General features: G+C 62.1%; 19 protein-coding genes. 13 read left to right on the top strand and 6 right to left on the bottom strand.

Going from position 1 to position 19,054, the window contains the following annotated elements; all coding sequences use genetic code 11:
* Positions 1 to 144 precede the first annotated feature (144 nt).
* Entirely contained in the window at positions 145 to 663 is a 519-nt protein-coding gene (locus GR212_RS00690; RefSeq protein WP_163984544.1) for a glycosyl transferase, read from the top strand.
* A 176-nt stretch (positions 664 to 839) separates the two neighbouring features.
* A complete protein-coding gene (locus tag GR212_RS00685; protein ID WP_163984543.1) occupies positions 840 to 1,151 on the top strand; it encodes a hypothetical protein in 312 nt (103 codons plus the stop codon).
* Positions 1,152 to 1,182: 31 nt separating this feature from the next.
* Here GR212_RS00685 and moaB read toward each other — a convergent pair whose 3' ends face one another.
* The 4 genes from moaB to GR212_RS00665 all read right to left on the bottom strand — a co-directional run bounded on the left by moaB (position 1,183) and on the right by GR212_RS00665 (position 5,647).
* Positions 1,183 to 1,737, bottom strand: coding sequence for a molybdenum cofactor biosynthesis protein B (gene moaB, locus GR212_RS00680; protein ID WP_163985143.1), 555 nt, complete (start codon positions 1,735 to 1,737; stop codon positions 1,183 to 1,185).
* On the bottom strand, positions 1,737 to 2,645 hold the full coding sequence (locus GR212_RS00675; protein WP_163984542.1) for a 4-(cytidine 5'-diphospho)-2-C-methyl-D-erythritol kinase: 909 nt from the start codon (positions 2,643 to 2,645) through the stop codon (positions 1,737 to 1,739). The genes moaB and GR212_RS00675 overlap by 1 nt, the downstream gene beginning before the upstream one ends.
* Before the next feature lie 8 nt (positions 2,646 to 2,653).
* A complete protein-coding gene (locus tag GR212_RS00670; protein ID WP_163984541.1) occupies positions 2,654 to 4,507 on the bottom strand; it encodes a tetratricopeptide repeat protein in 1,854 nt (617 codons plus the stop codon).
* Positions 4,508 to 4,630: 123 nt separating this feature from the next.
* Positions 4,631 to 5,647, bottom strand: coding sequence for a polyprenyl synthetase family protein (locus GR212_RS00665; RefSeq protein WP_112795536.1), 1,017 nt, complete (start codon positions 5,645 to 5,647; stop codon positions 4,631 to 4,633).
* A gap of 108 nt (positions 5,648 to 5,755) precedes the next feature.
* Between GR212_RS00665 and GR212_RS00660 the strand changes: the two genes are divergently transcribed.
* The 4 genes from GR212_RS00660 (at position 5,756) to GR212_RS00645 (ending at position 7,950) form a co-directional block, all read left to right on the top strand.
* Positions 5,756 to 5,986, top strand: coding sequence for a DUF2007 domain-containing protein (locus GR212_RS00660; protein ID WP_163984540.1), 231 nt, complete (start codon positions 5,756 to 5,758; stop codon positions 5,984 to 5,986).
* Between the two features lie 8 nt (positions 5,987 to 5,994).
* The gene (locus GR212_RS00655; RefSeq protein WP_163984539.1) at positions 5,995 to 6,771 is read left to right on the top strand and encodes a tRNA1(Val) (adenine(37)-N6)-methyltransferase; all 777 of its coding nucleotides are present in this window, start codon (positions 5,995 to 5,997) and stop codon (positions 6,769 to 6,771) included.
* A gap of 109 nt (positions 6,772 to 6,880) precedes the next feature.
* The gene (locus GR212_RS00650) at positions 6,881 to 7,741 is read left to right on the top strand and encodes a S49 family peptidase (protein WP_163984538.1); all 861 of its coding nucleotides are present in this window, start codon (positions 6,881 to 6,883) and stop codon (positions 7,739 to 7,741) included.
* Positions 7,742 to 7,758: 17 nt separating this feature from the next.
* Entirely contained in the window at positions 7,759 to 7,950 is a 192-nt protein-coding gene (locus tag GR212_RS00645; protein ID WP_163984537.1) for an NfeD family protein, read from the top strand.
* Between the two features lie 420 nt (positions 7,951 to 8,370).
* On the opposite strand, the gene GR212_RS00640 is transcribed toward GR212_RS00645, so the two are convergent.
* Positions 8,371 to 8,619 (bottom strand): hypothetical protein, encoded by a 249-nt coding sequence (locus GR212_RS00640; RefSeq protein ID WP_246725657.1) that lies wholly within the window; start codon positions 8,617 to 8,619, stop codon positions 8,371 to 8,373.
* 177 nt (positions 8,620 to 8,796) lie between these two features.
* Between GR212_RS00640 and GR212_RS00635 the strand changes: the two genes are divergently transcribed.
* The 7 genes from GR212_RS00635 (at position 8,797) to GR212_RS00605 (ending at position 16,979) form a co-directional block, all read left to right on the top strand.
* Positions 8,797 to 9,756, top strand: coding sequence for a glycine--tRNA ligase subunit alpha (locus GR212_RS00635; RefSeq protein WP_106996775.1), 960 nt, complete (start codon positions 8,797 to 8,799; stop codon positions 9,754 to 9,756).
* A 209-nt stretch (positions 9,757 to 9,965) separates the two neighbouring features.
* Complete coding sequence (locus tag GR212_RS00630; RefSeq protein ID WP_163984536.1) at positions 9,966 to 10,517, top strand: LemA family protein; 552 nt, start codon at positions 9,966 to 9,968, stop codon at positions 10,515 to 10,517.
* 87 nt (positions 10,518 to 10,604) lie between these two features.
* Entirely contained in the window at positions 10,605 to 11,861 is a 1,257-nt protein-coding gene (locus tag GR212_RS00625; protein WP_204326238.1) for a 3-phosphoshikimate 1-carboxyvinyltransferase, read from the top strand.
* Between the two features lie 87 nt (positions 11,862 to 11,948).
* Positions 11,949 to 13,901, top strand: a complete 1,953-nt coding sequence (locus tag GR212_RS00620; protein WP_432444345.1) for a DUF2207 domain-containing protein — start codon at positions 11,949 to 11,951, stop codon at positions 13,899 to 13,901.
* A 62-nt stretch (positions 13,902 to 13,963) separates the two neighbouring features.
* The gene (locus GR212_RS37675; protein WP_163984533.1) at positions 13,964 to 14,278 is read left to right on the top strand and encodes a DUF559 domain-containing protein; all 315 of its coding nucleotides are present in this window, start codon (positions 13,964 to 13,966) and stop codon (positions 14,276 to 14,278) included.
* 78 nt (positions 14,279 to 14,356) lie between these two features.
* Positions 14,357 to 16,471: a glycine--tRNA ligase subunit beta gene (gene glyS / locus GR212_RS00610; protein WP_163984532.1), complete on the top strand. Its 2,115-nt coding sequence runs from the start codon at positions 14,357 to 14,359 to the stop codon at positions 16,469 to 16,471.
* A 13-nt stretch (positions 16,472 to 16,484) separates the two neighbouring features.
* Positions 16,485 to 16,979 carry a DUF523 domain-containing protein gene (locus tag GR212_RS00605; RefSeq protein WP_163984531.1) on the top strand — a complete coding sequence of 165 codons (495 nt, stop codon included), beginning with the start codon at positions 16,485 to 16,487 and terminating at the stop codon, positions 16,977 to 16,979.
* Positions 16,980 to 17,052: 73 nt separating this feature from the next.
* On the opposite strand, the gene GR212_RS00600 is transcribed toward GR212_RS00605, so the two are convergent.
* A complete protein-coding gene (locus tag GR212_RS00600) occupies positions 17,053 to 18,870 on the bottom strand; it encodes a methyl-accepting chemotaxis protein (protein ID WP_163984530.1) in 1,818 nt (605 codons plus the stop codon).
* Between the last annotated feature and the right edge of the window lie 184 nt (positions 18,871 to 19,054).

Here is a 19,054-nt window from a genome sequence, read left to right as displayed (position 1 = left end):
AATTGCACAGATCCCGCACCGCTTCTCCGCCAATTTACGGAGTCCATGGAGGCGTTTTTCGCCCATGAATAAGCCTTCGCTCAAACAGACAAACCCAGGGCCTATGCGCTGGCAATAAATTGTGCGCCGCTCTATAAATGGGCAATGTTGACAGTAATCATCGAATGCCAGGATCAGGAGCCCGAGCTGGCGCAGACATTGGCGGCATTGGTGGCAGGCGCGATCGAGGGGCTTGTCTGCGATGTCGTCGTGCTCGATCACGGCTCGCGGGATGGCACATCGCGGGTGGCCGATGCTGCCGGCTGCCGGTTCTATTCGCAGTGGGACATCAAGGATATCTTGCGCTCGGCACGCGGCGAATGGTTGCTGCTGGTCGAGCCCGGCGCCCGGCCGCAAGCCGGCTGGATCGACGAGATCGCAGAGTATGTCTCGCTGAACAAGGCCCCGGCGCGCTTTACCGCATCGCGCGGCTATCGGCGACCATTCCTGAAGCGCATCGGCCGCAGCACACCGCCCCTGGAGCTGGGATTACTGCTGTCCAAGCCGCAGGCGATCGCCACGGCCAGAACCGGCATGCGATTGGCCGAATTCGCAAAAGGCCAGAAGGGCCGAAGGCTGGCAAGCGAGCTCATCCCTTCGTGGGTGGCGCGAGCGGCCCGATAGAGCGTCAACCGCCCCAGATTCCATTTGTAAACCGGCGAATAGCTGTCATAATTTTAACGTGGCGGCACCTTTCGCGTGTCGCGTTGGGCGGCCGACCATGAAGATGCCGGTATGCGGCGGAACTGGTCAGCGGAACTCTCCTTTTCCGCCGAGATTTCGGCGAAAGGAGGTGCGTTATGAAACGCACGATACTCTACCGCCTGATGGCAACGGCCTTGGTTGCCAGTGCAATTCTCTATCCCGGCGTTGCTGCCTCCCAAGCGGCAGTGGCCTGTGCCAAACGCGTCGATATCGTCGCGTTTCTCGGCCATCTTTCCGAAAAATTGTCGGCTGTCGGCAAGCTCGACCCCAACACGATCGTTGAGATCTATGCTGCCGAAAGCGGCAACTGGACAATGATGGTCAGCGATGTCTCCGGCCGAAGCTGCATTATCCTCAGAGGCGACACCTGGGAATCAATTCCTGCGCTTCCGGGATCGAAGGCATAGTAGCTACACATGCCTTGCAGAGATGCGGGATCTATTTCGAACCGGCGCCGCGCCTCAGATGCTCGTCCAGGCGCGGCATGATCTCGACGAAATTGCAGGGCATGTGCCGGTAGTCGAGCTGCGCCTTGAGGATGCCGTCCCAGGCATCCTTGCAGGCGCCGGGAGAGCCCGGCAACACGAAGATGAACGTGGCATTGGCAACGCCACCCGTTGCGCGTGACTGGATCGTCGCCGTGCCGATCTTGTCGTAGGAGATGCGGTGGAAGACCTCGGAAAAGCCATCCATCCGCTTTTCGAACAAGGGCTCCAGCGCCTCGGGCGTCACATCGCGGCCGGTGAAGCCGGTGCCGCCGGTGGTGATCACCACGTCGATGGCGTCGTCCTTCGTCCAGGCTTCCACCTGCGCGCGGATACGCTCCTTGTCGTCGGGGACGATGGCACGGGCCTCCAGCCTATGGCCGGCGTCCGCGATGCGCGCAACCAGCGTATCGCCGGACTTGTCATCGGCAAGCGTGCGCGTGTCGGAAACGGTCAGCACGGCGATGCCAACGGGAATAAAGGGTCTTTCGCTGCCTGAGCCTGCCATCATGCCTCTCCCGCAATCGTCTCCGTTACCTGGAAATACCAGTCCGGCCTCTGCCTGTGAAGCGAGGCGGCGGCGGTCTTTGCCTGTTCCGTGTCGGCGAAGATACCGAAGCATGTCGCGCCGGAGCCGGACATGCGGGTCAGGATCGGGGCCTGACTTTCGATCAGGCCGGAAAGCACCGCAATTTCGGCGCAGATCGAACGCGCCGGTGGTTCGAGATCGTTGCGCAGGGCCTTGATCGTGTCGATCCATTCGCCCTGGCCCTGCGGCATCTGCGATGGAAACAGCAGCGGCGGATTGTCCTTGCGGGACAGTTGGCGGAATACCTCCGGCGTCGACACGCCGATGAGCGGATTGCCGAGAACCACGGGAAAGGAGGGAAACGCCGGCAGCAATTCGATCGCTTCGCCGATCCCGCGCGCCACCAGCGGCCGGCTCGCAAGGCACATCGGCACATCGGCGCCGAGCTTCAGGGCGATGGCCTTGACCGCCTCTTCCGGCAGGTCGAGCTGCCACAGCCGCATCAGCCCGCGCAAGGTGGCCGCCGCATCCGCCGAACCGCCGCCGATGCCCGATGCGATCGGCAGGTTCTTTTCGAGGTGGATATGAACGCCAGCTGCGTCGAAGCCTGCCGCATGAGCGGCCTGCCGCAGCAGATCACGCGCCTTGAGCACGAGATTGTCGCCGGCTTCTACGGAGAGAAGGGGGCCGAAGCGTCCCGAAAGGCTGAATTCGTCATGATTGGCTGCACGAAAGGCAAGACGGTCGCCGTGGCGGGTAAAGCTCACCAGCATGTCGAGCTGATGATAGCCATCGGCCCGGCGGCCGGTAACATGCAGTGCAAGATTGATCTTTGCGGGCGCCTCTTCCGAGAGGTCGAAATCGCCCGCTGCCAAGATCGCGTTCATGAAAAGTCTTAGGACTTCTTGTCGACCGGCGCCGGAGCGTTCGAATCGGGCGACGGGGCCGGTGCCGGGTCAGGCTGCTTGCTCTTATCGACGGTCTTCGGGTCGTTATCGAGCGCCGGCAGGCCCTTTTCGATCTTTTCCTTGATCTTCGGAATATCGGCCTCTTCCGGCTTGGAGGCGAGCGCGCGGTTCCACTGGTAGACGGCCTCGAGCTTGCGGTTCACCCGCCAGTAGGCGTCGCCGAGGTGATCGTTGATCGTGGGGTCGCCGGCCTTCAGCTGTGCCGCCTGCTCCAGCTCGTTCACCGCATCGTCGAAGCGATTGAGGCGGAAATAGGCCCAGCCGAGCGAATCGACGATGTAGCCGTCATCCGGCTTCAGGTCGACGGCCTTCTTGATCATGTCCAGGCCCTGGTCGAGGTTCATGTTCATGTCGACCCAGGAATAGCCGAGATAGTTCAGCACCTGCGGCTGATCCGGATTGAGCTCGAGGGCCTTCTTGAAGTTCGGCTCGGCATCCGGCCACTTCTTCAGCCGTTCATAGGCGATGCCGCGCTGGAAGAACACGGCCCAATCGCTGCGCTTCGGCACCGGGCCGATGATCTGCACGGCCTTGTCGTAGTTCTCGGCCATGGACTGGAAGTCCTTGGCATCGGAAAGAACGCTGCCATAGGCGAGATAGCTGCGGACATCGTTGGGATCGGAATCGATCAGCGCCTTCAGATGCTTGCGCGCATCGTCGACTTTGCCCGCCTGGGCGAGCGCAAGCCCGAGCTGCAGCTCGGAAATGCGGGCCATCGGCGAATCGTCCGGCACCTTCTTGTAGAAGGCGATGGCGCGATCGGTCTGGTCCTGCTTTTCGGCGAGCCCGCCAAGCAGAACCAGCGTGTCGGCTGCTTTCGCGTCGAGCGAATTGGCGATCTGCAGATAGAGCGAGACGACATCCTCGGCGCCGTCGCGGTTCAGCGCCGCGCCGATGGTGAAGAGCACGGCCGCCGCGCCCTCCGTCGCATTGGTGACTTGCTGGTCTGGCGTATCGCCCTTGGTGATGCTGTCGCGCAGCGCATTCAGCGGGGCATAATTGCTGACGAGATTATCGCCGACCGAGATCGCATCCAGAGCCTTCTGCTTGTCGCCGGCCTTGGCTTCGAGACGTGCGAGCGCCATGACGGCGCGCATGAAGGTATCGGGAGCGGTCGCGCCGCCCGTCTTGTCGAGGATGGCGTCGTTCAGGTGCGACCGTGCCGATTTCAGGTCGCCTATCGTGAGCGCGATAGCGCCGGCATGATAATTCTTGAAGATGTTGAACCAGTCCGGACCCTTCATCTTGTCGATCGACGCGATTGCATCCTTGCCGCGGCCGGATCCGGCGCGGGCCCAGGCGGAGAGCAGGTTGGTCATCATCCGGTCGAGATCGTTCGGGCCGTTATATTTGAGGACGTCCTGCGCGGTCCTGTATTCGTGGCGGCGAATGGCATCCATGCCACGGACGATCGTGGTGACGCGCTCGACGGAGGGGTCGCTCTTCAGCTCGTTGGCGTATTTGACGCCTTCTTCCAGATTGCCGTTGAGCAGCAGCGAAATCATCAGCCGCTGGCGGATTTCCGGATTGCTGGGGTCGATCATCAGCGCCTTTTTGTAAAGCGCGATGGCGGTATCGTAGTCATGATCGACATCCGCGGTGCGGGCTGCCAGGAAGGCGCCTGCGAACGTATCGACGCTATCCGGGTCGAAAGTAACCGGGGCGCTGACCTCCGGTGCTGCCGGCTTGTCCTCAGCCCGCGCGACATTCAGGGCGGACACAGAAAGGACCGCCGCCAAGGCTACGCCCGAGAGGAAACGGATGGCAAGTCTCTGCCGCATTAGAAAGCCTTTCATCGAGGGACGGCCAGCGAAGTCGCCGGCGGCATAAAGCATTCGTGTCAACTGATTCACAACAGGATGGCTTTTTTGAAGCGGCCCTGCAACAAATTCGGGTCGCCGCTGTCAATTAACGCGTTCGATGCAGAAGTCGATCACTTCCAGAAGTGCCGATTTCCAGGGCGTTTCCGGCAATGGCGCCAGAGCGTCGCGGGCGATGGTGCCGTAGTGCACTGCACGGGCAATCGTGTCGGCCAGAGCGCCGTATTTCGTGATCAGGCCAAGGGCCTTTTCAAGATTTTCGTCGCTGTTGTTGCCGGTTTCGATGGCGTCGCGCCAGAAGGCGCGTTCCTTCTCGGTGCCGCGGCGATAGGCCAGGATGACCGGAAGCGTGATCTTGCCCTCGCGGAAATCGTCGCCGACATTCTTGCCGAGATCGGCAGCCTTGCCGCCATAATCCAGCGCATCGTCCACGAGCTGGAAGGCGAGGCCGAGATTGGTGCCGTAGGATTTCAGGGCGTTGCGTTCCGCCTTGCCGGCATTGGCGACGATCGGGCCGACTTCGGCCGCTGCGGCAAAGAGTGCTGCGGTCTTGGCGCGGATGACCGAGAGATAATCGTCCTCGGTCGTTTCCATGTTCTTGGAGACGGAGAGCTGCAGCACTTCGCCTTCCGCGATGACGCAGGCGGCCGACGACAGGACGTCGAGCGCTTCGAGCGACCCGACTTCGACCATCATGCGGAACGCCTGGCCGAGCAGGAAGTCGCCGACCAGCACGCTCGCCTGGTTGCCCCAGATCATGCGGGCGGTGGATCTGCCGCGGCGCAGGTCGCTTTCGTCGACCACATCGTCATGCAGCAGCGTCGCCGTATGCAGGAACTCAACCGATGTCGCGAGCTTGATGTGGTTGTCGCCCTGATAGTTGTAGAGCGCGGCGGAAGCGATCGTCAGCATCGGCCGCAAACGCTTGCCGCCGGAGGAGATGAGATGCTCGGCAACCTCGGGAATCATCTGCACGTCGGAGCCGGCCTTGGACAGGATGAGCTGGTTGACGCGTTCCATGTCCGCCTTGGTCAGATCCACCAAAGGCTTGATGGATGCCAGTTTATTCTTGCTTTCTTCAAGCGGTATCACGACGCCCAACGATCCGGACTCCTGTTCATTTTCTGCAAAGCACAATAAGAAGGGGCGAAACAAGCGGCAAGAGGCGAATTGTCTCGTCGCGTAAATTTGACAGGAATTCTAAGGCTTATGCACGAGCTGATCCGCACCAACGATCCAGTCCTTCTCTCATTTGCGGAGAGTCTGATGAAGGATGCCGGGATTCATTGCTTCGTTGCCGACCAGGCCATGAGCATCCTGGAAGGCTCGCTCGGCATGCTGCCACGCCGCTTTCTGGTGGAGGAGGAACGTGCCGGTCAGGCGCGGCGCATCCTCATCGATGCCGGCCTCGGCGACGAGCTGCGCCCGGTGCGCGGCTGAGGTTCGCCATGACCGGCGCTCCCTCCGAAACCATCGATGCCTTCCATCGCGGCGCCTTCCACGTCGTCCAGCCGAAGGGCAGGGGGCATCGTTCCGGCATGGATGCCATGCTGCTCGCCGCGCTCGTGGCCGACGAGCGCGCCATCAGGGTGGCGGATCTCGGCGCGGGTGCGGGCGCCGCCGGAATGGCGGTGGCGTCGCGGCTCGACCGTGCGGAGGTGGTGCTGTTCGAACGCTCGCCCGACATGGCCGAGTTTGCCCGCAAGAGCCTTCTGCTGCCGGAAAATGGCCGCTTCGCCAATCGTGTCTCGGTCATCGAAGCCGACGTGACCCTGACCGGCAAGGATCGTAACGAGGCGGGGCTCGTCGATGACAGTTTTCATCACGTCATCATGAACCCTCCCTTCAACGACGCCAGCGACCGGCTGACGCCCGACGCGCTGAAGGCCGAGGCACATGCCATGACGGACGGGCTGTTCGAGAAATGGATCCGAACGGCGGGCGCGATCATGATCCCCGGCGGACAGCTGTCGCTCATTGCCCGGCCTGAATCGATCGGCGAGATCATCGCGGCCTGTGGCCGGCGCTTCGGCGGCATCGAGATCACGCCGATCCATCCACGTGAAGGTGAGAATGCCGTGCGCATTCTCGTGACGGGAGTAAAGGGGTCGCGGGCGAGGCTCGCGCTGCGCGCGCCGCTCACCATGCACGGCGAGGGGACGCATAAGTTCTCCGATTTCGTCGACGACTTGAACAATGGCCGCGCCGCCTATCCGCGCCGATAGCATACCCGCCCGCTTGGGATCGGGGCATGAAATGCGATCCGCAATGTTGCGTTTGCCGTTTCCATGCATACATCTCGGGGCAGCAAACATCATGATGCAGGGATGACGAATGGTTGGGTTCTTGAGACGCATGCTTCCGAAGCGCTTCCGCAAGGAGCAGGTGATCGTACCGGTGGTCCGTCTGAGCGGCGTCATCTCGTCCGGCGGCGGCCCCTTGCGGCAATCGCTGAATCTGGCCGGTGTGGCGCAGGCGCTTGAAAAGGCCTTCGACATCAAGGCCGCGCCGGCCGTCGCCATCGTCGTCAATTCGCCGGGCGGCTCTCCGGTGCAGTCGCGGATGATCTACAACCGCATCCGCGATCTCGCCGTCGAGAAAAAGAAGAAGGTTCTGGTCTTCGTCGAGGATGTCGCAGCCTCCGGTGGCTACATGATCGCGCTGGCAGGCGACGAGATCATCGCCGACGCCACCTCGATCGTCGGTTCGATCGGCGTGGTCTCCGGCGGCTTTGGTTTTCCGGAGCTCCTGAAAAAGCTGGGCGTCGAGCGCCGCGTCTATACTGCGGGCGCAAACAAGGTGATCCTCGATCCGTTCCAGCCGGAGAAGGAAAAGGACATCGAATATCTGAAGAGCCTGCAGCTCGAGATCCACAAGGTCTTCATCGACATGGTGCTCGAGCGGCGCACCGGAAAGCTCTCGGCGGACGAAACGGTGTTTTCCGGTCTGTTCTGGACCGGCAGTCGAGGGCTGGAGCTCGGTCTCATCGACGGTCTCGGCGACATGCGCCAGGAACTGCGGAGGCGCTTCGGCGACAAGGTCAAGCTGACGCTCGTCACCACGCCACGCAGCCTTTTCGGGCGCAAGGCTCCTGGCGTTTCTCTCTCTGGCATGGACGGAATCGGTGCCGGATTGGCATCCGGGCTTGCGGAAGCGGCAGAGGAAAAGGCATTGTGGGGTCGGTACGGATTGTAAGCGGGAGCGCTGGGTAAATGCCCCAGATCATCTTTTTTGTCATCGCCCTCGGGGGCATCTGGTTCCTGTATCGGCGTTTCGTGCGGGATGCCCAGAGGCTCTCCGAAAAATCCCGCCGCGCCGAAACGGAACGCCGCACCGGGGCCATGGGAACGCTGGTCAAGGATCCGAAGACCGGGGAATACCGCGTGAAGCGGGATGACGAGTAGCGGTGGCGATCAATGATAAGGAACGGCTGAAGGTGCTAACGGAGCTCAGGAGTTTTAAACTGAAGCTACCGGATCATTGGACGTTCAACCGTGACGAGGCTAACGCACGGTTCGATGAAAACGCTAACGTCGTTCCTTTACCCGACTTCCCCAATCCGCGCCGGCATAGCTGATGCAGATGATGTGAACGGTCGCAGTCTGTTCGTTGACCGTGAAGCAGACGACTGCTTTTTCCGCCGCAGGGATGGCGCGTAAACCGGGATAGATGTCGTCGCGCGTGGTTCCGATATGGGGAAATCGGTCAGCGCGTTCAATGTCGTTTCGATTTGTGCGATTTTACTTTCGGCTATGGCATAACCGGCATATTCGCCAATCAGTATCGTTATATTAAAAAGGTCGTCGCGAACGAGGGGGTGTCGACTAACCTCCTACGCCGTTCTGCTTCTCATCCATTTTTCTTCGGATGAGGGTTCGGACGTCGTCGAACAAAGTGTCGCCCTTCAGCGGTATCCATTGATCTTTCGGCAGTTCCATCCGGCGCTGAATTTCATCCGCCATGCCGGACACCGCATCAGTGGACACATCATGAAGATGTCTTATTTGATCGACCTGTTCGATCGCGGCTTCAACGAGGCTGGAAATCGACGGAAACGCGCCCTCCTCGACCATCTTTTCCGCTAGGCGAAGATGGCGTTCAGATAAGGTGATTTCGGTTTTGACGTTTATAATACTTCTCCAGCGCATCGCGAAGACGCATGGTCATATGTATACGTCATCTCTTGACCCTTGTCGTCCATCGTGGCACCTGTCGCGCCAACCGACATCAAGCAGATAGTAGCGGATCCCATGACTGCCAACGTGCCCGACCACATGAACCCGAAGCGCTCCTTTCAGGCGCTGATCCTGACGCTGCACAATTACTGGGCCGACAAGGGTTGCGCGGTTCTGCAGCCATACGACATGGAAGTCGGTGCCGGCACGTTCCATCCGGCGACCACGCTGCGCTCGCTCGGCCCCAAGCCGTGGCGCGCCGCCTATGTCCAGCCATCGCGTCGCCCGTCCGACGGGCGCTATGGCGAAAACCCGAACCGCTTGCAGCACTATTACCAGTATCAGGTCATCCTGAAGCCCAATCCGCCGAACCTGCAGGAGCTTTATCTCGGCTCGCTGAAGGCGATCGGTCTCGATCCGCTTCTGCATGACATCCGCTTCGTCGAGGACGACTGGGAAAGCCCGACGCTCGGCGCATGGGGCCTCGGCTGGGAATGCTGGTGCGACGGCATGGAAGTCTCGCAGTTCACCTATTTCCAGCAGGTTTGCGGTATCGAATGCGCGCCGGTTGCCGGCGAGTTGACCTACGGCCTGGAACGTCTCGCGACCTATGTCCAGGGCGTCGACAGCGTCTACGACCTGAACTTCAACGGCCTCGAGGGCGAAGACAAGATCACTTACGGCGATGTCTTCCTGCAGGCCGAACAGGAATATTCCAGGCATAATTTCGAATATGCCAATACCGAGATGCTGCATCGTCATTTCATCGATGCCGAGAAGGAATGCCAGGCATTACTGGCTGCCGGCGCACCCGGCGACAGCGAAAACCATCGCCTGCACAAGTGCGTCTTCCCGGCCTATGACCAGTGCATCAAGGCGAGCCACGTTTTCAACCTGCTCGATGCTCGCGGCGTCATATCGGTAACGGAGCGCCAGAGCTACATCCTGCGCGTGCGCACGCTCGCCAAGGCCTGCGGCGAAGCCTTCCTGTTGACGGACGCCGGCGGCGCCAACTGGAACCAGCAAGCCGCGTGAGCTTGAAACGCGGCCGGGGCGTGCGCGGTGCGCGCTCCCCGAAAGGCTGCGGTTCGCGGAATATGCTGATCGAACAATCCCGAAGCGGATTTCCCCAGGATTGGACTCTGCGAGCCCGATCAAGGCTCTTGATTGCGTCGAAAGCCGGGTGACATTGCCGGCAAATCTGCCTAGTGTCCCAGCGGTTGCAGCCGCCATGGGGGTTCGGGATGTACATTCTTCTAGCGATCATAGTGCTCGCCGCGCTCTATGTGGTTTTCATCTACAACGGGCTCGTTCGCGCGCGCCAGGTCGAGGAAGAAGCCTGGTCCGGCATCGACGTTCAGTTGAAGCGCCGCGCCGATCTTATTCCCAATCTGGTCGAGACGGTCAAAGGCTATGCCGGCCATGAGAACAAGACGCTCATCGAGGTCACCCAGGCGCGGACTGCGGCGCAGGCCGTGCCCGCTGGCGACGTTGCCGGCCGTGCCGCCGCCGAGGGCATCCTCAGCCAGGCGCTCGGCCGTCTGATGGTCGTGTCCGAGGCCTATCCCGACCTGAAGGCCAATACCGGTTTCGTCGAGCTGCAGCAGTCGCTGGAGACCACGGAAAACGAGATCCAGATGTCGCGCCGCTACTACAACGGCGCCGCGCGCGATCTGAACGTCAAGGTCGAAACCTTCCCCAACAATCTCATTGCCGGCCCTTTCGGCTTCGTCAAGAAGGCCTATTTCGAGATATCAAACGAAGCGGATCGTGCCGTTCCCACGGTAAAGTTCTGAGATTCCCGCTATCGGTTTTTCATGTGAGGCGGTAAAGGAAGCCGACCGACGGCCATCGGCCGCCTTCCTGACTGACCAAAGAGAATGATGATGGGTAGAGCCAAACTCACGATTATCCCGCCTGGCAAGCCGTTGACCGGCCGCGCCATGCCGCCGGGATCGAAGTCAATCACTAACCGCGCGCTGCTGCTGGCAGGCCTTGCCAAGGGCACGAGCCGGCTGACCGGCGCGCTGAAGAGCGACGATACCCGCTATATGGCCGAAGCTCTGCGCGCCATGGGCGTGACGATCGACGAGCCTGACGACACGACCTTCATCGTGACGGGCAGCGGCAAGTTGACCTCGCCGTCCGAGCCGCTTTTCCTCGGCAATGCCGGCACGGCAACACGCTTTCTGACCGCAGCCGCGGCACTGGTCGACGGCAAGGTAGTGGTCGACGGTGACGCGCACATGCGCAAGCGGCCGATCGGCCCGCTGGTCGACGCGCTGCGCTCGCTCGGCATCGACGCCTCGACCGAGACCGGCTGCCCGCCGGTCACCGTCAACGGCACCGGACGCTTCGAGGCAAGCCGCGTGCAGATCGACGGCGGTCTTTCCAGCCAGTATGTCTCGGCACTGCTGATGATGGCTGCCGGCGGCGATCGCGCTGTCGATGTCGAGCTGCTTGGCGAACATATCGGCGCCCTCGGCTATATCGATCTCACGGTTGCAGCCATGCGCGCTTTCGGCGCCAAGGTGGAGCGTGTCAGCCCGGTCGCCTGGCGCGTCGAGCCGACGGGCTATCACGCCGCGGATTTCCTCATTGAGCCCGATGCCTCCGCCGCGACCTATCTCTGGGCGGCGGAAGTGCTCGGCGGCGGCAGGATCGACCTCGGCACTCCGGCGACCGAATTTTCGCAGCCGGATGCAAAGGCTTATGATCTGATCTCGAAGTTTCCGCACCTGCCCGCCGTCATCGATGGTTCGCAGATGCAGGATGCCATCCCGACGCTCGCCGTTCTCGCCGCCTTCAATGAAACGCCGGTGCGCTTCGTCGGCATCGAAAACCTGCGCGTCAAGGAATGCGATCGTATCCGCGCGCTGTCGAGCGGCCTGTCGCGCATCGTTCCGAACCTCGGCACCGAAGAGGGGGACGACCTGATCGTCGCATCCGATCCGAGCCTGGCCGGCAAGGTCCTGCCGGCCGAGATCGACAGTTTCGCCGATCACCGCATCGCCATGAGCTTTGCGCTTGCCGGCCTGAAGATCGGCGGCATCACCATTCTCGACCCCGATTGCGTCGCCAAGACCTTCCCCGCCTATTGGGATGTGCTGGCTTCGCTTGGAGTCACCTACGAAGACTGACGCGTCGTTCCCCAAGGGAACCGGGCGCGGAAACTGTGTTGACGCCGCACGGCGCCCGGGAGGGCGCCGCGGATATTTCTTGGGGGTGTGATGACGCGGCTTTCGGGGCTTCTCCTGGCTTTGTTCCTGCTGCTTTGCGCAACCGCTGCGCCGGCGGCGGAACTCATCACCGGTTTCGATCAGACGATCGCCCTGCATCGCGACGGTTCGATGCGGGTCGTCGAGACGATTGCCGTGAATGCGGAAGGGCGCGCCATCCGACGCGGCATTTTCCGCGATTTCCCGCTGACGTTCACGGATGCCAACGGCCGCGCGGCCGAGGTGGATTTCAAGGTTGTCTCCGTCGAGCGCGACGGGCAGCCGGAGGACTGGCACAGCGGGCGCATCGAGGGCGGCGAGCGCATCTATATCGGCAAGGCCGACCAAAGCCTGAACCCAGGCCCGCACACCTTCCGCCTCACCTATGATACCGACCGCCAGATCCGCTATTTCGACGATCATGACGAACTCTACTGGAACGTCACCGGCAACGGCTGGCAGTTCCAGATCTTGCGGGCACGGGCGACGGTGACATTGCCCGATGGCGTAGCGCCCGTTGAGCTTGCCTATTTCACCGGCCCCCTCGGCGCCAACGGCAAGAATGCAAGCGCGAGCGCGCAGGGCAATACGGCCACCTTCGTCACCACCCAGCCGCTTGCCATGGCCGAAGGCATGACGATTGCCATCAAGCTGCCAAAAGGCTCGATCGAGCCGCCGGGCATCGGCCGGCAATGGAGCTGGTTCCTCCGCGACCATCTCGATACGAGCATCGCCATCGGCGGAGTGATCGTGCTGTTTGCCTATTACATGCGCAGCTGGGTCCGGGTCGGGCGCGATCCGCCGCCGGGCGTGATGGTTCCGCGCTGGGACCCGCCTGACGGCATTTCGCCGGCATTGGTCAACTATATCGACAACAAGGGCTTTGCCAGCTCGGGTTGGACGGCGCTGTCGGCGACGGCGATCGATCTTGCGGTGCGCGGCTATGTCGTCCTCGACGACCTGAAGGAAAAAGTGGTCATCCGCCCCACGGGAAAGGCGGCCGGCAGCAATCTCGGTGGCGGCGAAAAAGTGCTCATGCAGGCTGTCGGTCCGTTTTCCCCGCTTGTCATCGACAGGGAGAACGGCGAGGCGGTGCAGCAGCTCGGCTCGAAGTTCCGCAGCGCTATCGAGCGCCACCATCGCGACGAATATTACAAGGCCAATTCGCTCTACGTCATTGTTGGCGTTTTGCTGTCGGTTCTGATCCTGGCGTCCATCGTCCTCTTCGGGCGCCTGCATGAGAATGCCTTGCCGCTGATCGTGGTGCCAGGATTCCTGTCGGTTTTCGTGACGATTTTTGCGAGTTCGATCGGGCGCAGGTTTCGCAAGCACAATGCCAGCCTCGCGCAGCGGGTTCTTTCGGTCCTGATCTTCGCTTTCTTCGGCTTCGTCTTCGTATCGATTGCCGTCAGCGGCTTTGCCGCAGCGGTCGTGCCGCTATGGGAGGCGGGCTTGCTGCCGCTGTTGGCCGGCATCGTCGGCATCTTCGCCCTCAACGTCGTCTTCTATTTCCTGATGGGCGCACCCACGCCCCTCGGGCGCAAGATGATGGATGGCATCGCCGGTCTCAGGCAGTATCTGACGCTCGCCGAACGAGACCGGATGAACATGCAGGGCGCGCCGCAAATGTCGCCGCAGCATTTCGAAAAGCTGCTGCCTTACGCGGTCGCGCTCGGCGTCGAAAAGCCATGGTCGAGCGCTTTCGAGACCTGGCTCGCGACAGCAGCGGGCGCGACCGCGGCGGCGGCCTATGCGCCGGTCTGGTATTCCGGCAATTTCAACCCCGGCAATATCGGTGGAACCATCGGCGATTTCTCGTCGTCCATGGCCTCCACCATCGCCTCGACCATTCCCGCTCCGGTATCCAGCTCGTCCTCCGCCTTCTCGGGCAGCAGTGGCGGAGGCGGTGGCGGCGGGTTCTCCGGCGGCGGCGGCGGTGGCGGCGGCGGTGGGGGCTGGTAGCTGGCCACCTCCCCCTTGAGAGTGGAGATCGCCGCACAGCGGCAGATGGGGGTGACAATTGGTTGGCTGCGGACGCCGCCGGGATCATCCACCCCCGGCCATCGACGGCCCACCACAAGGGGAGGGCGTTCGTAGCGGCGCATTCCGATCGGCGCTATTTCGCTGATATCGCCTGTCATCGGATCGGTCTGAGTGTCGAGCTGGACGGCAGCCAGCACGCGGAAGACGCGGCGAGACGTTGTGATGCCGAGCGAATGGCCTCTCTCGAAAGCCAGGACTATCTGCCGTCCGATTCTGGAACGCCGAGGTCATGGATGAGACTGAGGCCGTTCCGGATACGATATTTGCCATTGTGCAGCAGCGACAAATTTTGCTAGCAGAGGCCGACCGTTTTCACGCCACTCCGGCACGCCGTGCCGACCCTCTCTCTCAAGGGGAGGGTGAGGAACCTTGACATGCCCGATCTCCTGCTCGAACTCCGCTCCGAGGAAATTCCCGCCCGTATGCAGCGCAAGGCTGCCGGCGACCTGAAGAAGCTGGTGACCGATGCCTTGGTCGAAGCCGGCCTTTCCTATGAGGGTGCCCGGGAATATTGGACGCCGCGGCGCCTCACACTCGACATTCGCGGCCTGACGGCGCGCTCGGCCGACGTGCGCGAGGAGCGCAAGGGACCGCGCACCGATGCCAACGAAAAGGCGATCGAAGGCTTCTTGCGTGGCGCGGGCCTTTCTTCCGTTTCCGAAGCGCAGGTGCAGAGCGACCCGAAGAAGGGTGATTTCTACGTTGCGATCATTTCCAAGCCCGGCCGTGCGGCGGAGGAAATCGTCGCGGCCGTGATGCCGGATATCGTCAGAAACTTCCCCTGGCCGAAATCCATGCGCTGGGGCAAGGCATCGGCCAGGCCCGGCTCGCTGCGGTGGGTGCGTCCGCTGCAGTCCATCGTCTGCACCTTCGGCACCGAGCATGAAGAAACCGTCGTCATCCCCTTCGAAATCGACGGCATCGTTGCTTCCAACGTGACCTACGGCCATCGTTTCCATGCGCCAGGCCCGATCACCGTCAAGCGTTTCGAGGATTATGCCACGAGCCTGGAAAAGACCTATGTCGTGCTCGATGCCGAGCGCCGCAAGGACATCATCCTGCATGACGCCCGCGATGTCGCTTTTGCCAACGGCCTCGAACTGGTCGAGGACGAGGGCCTGCTGGAGGAAGTATCCGGCCTGGTCGAGTGGCCGCAGGTGCTGATGGGCTCCTTCGAGGAAGACTATCTCTCGATACCCTCGGAAATCATCCGTCTCACCATCAAGACCAATCAGAAGTGTTTCGTCACCCGCCCGCAGGTGGGCGAAACCCTGTCCAACCGTTTCATTCTCATCTCCAACATCCAGGCGACGGATGGCGGCAAGGAGATCATCCACGGTAACGGCAAGGTCGTGCGCGCCCGCCTGTCCGACGCGCTGCATTTCTGGAAGCGCGACCAGGGCGATCTGCCCGATCTCGAAACGCTGGAAGCCGCTGCCGCCAAGTTCGGTCTCGACCTGAAGAAGCCGCTCGATCAGCGCATGGCCAAGCTCGACGCGCTTGGTGTTACCTTCCATGCCAAGCTCGGCAGCCAGGGCGAGCGCGTCACCCGCATTCGCGCGCTTGCCGCAGAACTTGCCAAGATCACCGGCGCCGATGCCGCTCTGGTCGATCGCGCCGTCGTGCTCGCCAAGGCCGACCTGCGCACCGAAGCCGTTGGCGAATTCCCCGAGCTTCAGGGCCTTATGGGCCGCAAATATGCGGTGCTGCAGGGCGAGAACGCCTCCGTCGCTGCCGCCATCGAAGATCACTACAAGCCGCAGGGACCTTCAGATCGCGTCCCCGAGGACAAGGTTGCGATCACGGTCGCGCTTGCCGACAAGCTGGACACGCTCGTCGGCTTCTGGGCGATCGACGAGAAGCCCACAGGCTCGAAAGATCCGTACGCACTGCGCCGGGCCGCCCTCGGCGTCGTCCGTATCCTCTTGGAGCGGGGCGTGCGCCTGCCGCTGCTGGCAACGACCAAGGATGCCGATCTGCTCGCCTTCTTCCACGATCGCCTCAAGGTCTACCTGCGCGATCTCGGCGCCCGCCATGACCTGATCGACGCCGTGCTGACGCCGGAGACTGACGATCTGCTGATGATCGCCCGCCGCGTCGAGGCGCTGACCGCCTTCATCACCTCCGAGGACGGCAAGAACCTGCTCGCCGGCACCAAGCGCGCCACCCAGCTTCTGGCCGCCGAAGAGAAGAAGGGCACGGTCGTCGCCGACAGCGTTTCGGAAGCGCTGCTGAAGCTCGACGCCGAAAAGGATCTCTTTGCCGCCGTCAAGGCCGCCTCCGCCGAGGCATCCGATGCGATCGCCAAGGAAGATTTCCGCTCCGCCATGGCAGCCCTTTCCAAGCTGCGCGCGCCCGTCGACCGCTTCTTCGAAGATGTCCTTGTCAATGACGAAGACGCGGCTATCCGCGCCAATCGCCTGGCGCTCCTGCGCCTGATCCGCGAGGCAACCGGCACGGTCGCCGACTTCTCGAAGATCGCGGGATAAGAAAAGGGGCGCGATGACCGGAAAGATCCTCGTCAGCGCCTGCCTTATGGGCCATGCCGTCCGCTATGACGGCAATTCCAAGCCGCTCATCCATCCGGCGATCGATCGCTGGCGCGAGGAGGGGCGGCTGGTGACGATCTGTCCGGAAATGTCCGCGGGCATGGCTGTGCCCAGGCCGCCAGCCGAAATTGAGGGCGGAGCCACCGGCGAAGACGTGCTTGCTGGCACCGCGCGGGTAATGGAGATCGCGGGCGGTGACGTCACGGCGGAATTTCTTCAGGCGGCTGAAAACACCCTCACGCTCGCAGAGGAAACCGGCTGTCGCTACGCCCTGCTGATCGATGGCAGTCCATCCTGCGGCTCGGGCTTTATTTATGACGGCTCATTCTCCGGCACTCGGCAGAGCGGCCGGGGCGTCACGGCGGCGCTGCTCCAGCAGGCCGGTATTGAGGTCTATTCCGATCGCGAGATCGACAGGCTGGTCGAGCGCCTGAAGACGGCGGACTGAAGCAACCAATCGCAGCTTAAACGAAAACCGCCGGACGTGAGCCCGGCGGTTTCTCTTTTCTGATTTATCCAGCTCAGGCGGCCCGGCGACGATGATCCATGACCGGATGGCCATCGTTGACGCGGAAGCCGCGGATGAGCGCCAGCAGATCTTCCGTATCGGCGGCGAGCGTCTCGGCCGAGGCCGTCGTCTCTTCGGCCATGGCGGCGTTCTGCTGTGTGGCGGCGTCGAGCTGGTTCATCGAAGAAGAGATCGAGCGCAGCGTCGTATCCTGCTCGGAGGCGCTGTGGGCGATCTTCGAGACGATTTCGTTGGCGGCCTTGATCTGGTCGGAGATGCGCTTCAGCGCTTCGCCAGCCTCGCCGACGAGGCGAACGCCCTGGTCGACCTGGCCGGACGAGCGGGCGATCTGGTCCTTGATTTCCTTGGCGGCCGCCGCGGAACGCTGGGCCAGTTCGCGCACTTCCTGGGCGACGACGGCAAAGCCCTTGCCGGATTCGCCGGCGCGGGCGGCTTCGACGCCGGCATTCAGAGCCAGGAGGTTGGTCTGGAAAGCGATCTCGTCGATGACGCCGATGATCTTGCCGATCTCCGCCGACGACTTCTCGATGCCGCTCATCGCTCCGATTGCCTGGGCGACCACCGCATCGCTGCGGGACGCTTCGGCGCTGACGGCATGAACGCGCTTGCTGGCTTCATCGGCGCCTTCCGCCGTCTGGCGAACGGCGACGGTAAGTTCGTCGAGCGCAGCCGATGTCTCTTCCAGGCTGGCGGCCTGGCGCTCGGTGCGCTGCGACAGCTCGTTGGAGGCGCGACGGATCTCTTCCTTGCTGAGGCCGATGTCGTTGCCCTTGGCATTGACGCGGCCCATGGCTGCCTCGAGATGCGACAGCGCCTCGTTGAAGTTGTTGCGCAGGCCGGAATAGCTGGCGCCGAGATCGCCGCAACGCACGGTCAGATCGCCGTGTGCAAGTTCCTCGAGCGCCCGGCCGATGACCGAGACGACGCGCGCCTGCTCGCGGGCCTCGTCCTGCTGCTGGCGCATGTTCTGTTCGCGTTCGCTGCTGATTTCGAGTTCCTGTGCGGCCTGACGGTCGGCCAGCATGTGGCGCTCGCGGACCTTTTCCTGCAACGCCTGGGTCGCCTTGGCCATCAGGCCGATTTCGTTGCGCATTTCCGTATGCGGGATGGTCATCTTCACGTCTTCGTCGGCCACGGCCTTGAGGGCGGTATGGACCTCGGCGAGCGGTCGGGTAATGCCGCGGATGAAGTAGAGGGCGGCACCGATGCCGATGACGAAGACAAGGCCGCAGATCAGCAGCGCGCGCCACATCGTCGTGTTGATCTGCTCCTGCAGGTCGTCCATGTAGACGCCGCAGCCCAGCACGATCTGCCAGGGCTCGAAAGCGGCCGAATAGCTGCCCTTCAGGAAGACGTCGCTATCGGGATGGCCGGGCTTGCTCCAGTAGTAGATGGTGCGGCCGCCGCCCTTGATTCCCTTTTCCACCATTTCCTTGCTGAAATAGGTGCCATTCTTGTCGACCTGCGAGGACATGTCCTTGCCGATATTGACCGGGCTTGGGTGAATGCGCTGAACGACGTTGTAGTCGAAGCCGAAGAGATAGCCTGCCGGCGCGAAGCTGACATGCGAGAGGATCTTGAAGGCCTCGGCCTGTGCGGCCTCATGCGTCATTTCACCGGATTTTTCGCGCTGATAATATTGGTCCAGAACGGAGATGCCGGATTCGACCTGCGTACGCAGCATGTCGAAGCGATCGTCATAGATGGAATCGGCCTGCGATTGGATCTGGAAATAGGTGGCCACTGCGAAGGCAGCCATCAGGAGGCCGAGCAGGGCAAACAGTTGATGCGCAATTTTGAGATTCTTCATGATGTCTCCCACAGGTAGGTGATTACCGGTGCGGTATCCTACCGCCTGTGCGATCGCCTGAGAGATCCTCAATACGTTGCCGCCGCTCTGTTGACATGCTGCTGTCCGGTGGCAGTAAAATCGCTATTTATATCTAAGAAAGCTTTAATCTTAGTAGCTTGGTTGTATTCATCAAGCTTTGAAA

The organism is Martinezella lusitana (assembly GCF_010668395.1).
GTDB lineage: Bacteria > Pseudomonadota > Alphaproteobacteria > Rhizobiales > Rhizobiaceae > Rhizobium > Rhizobium lusitanum_A.
This window is presented reverse-complemented; position numbering and strand designations above follow the sequence as displayed.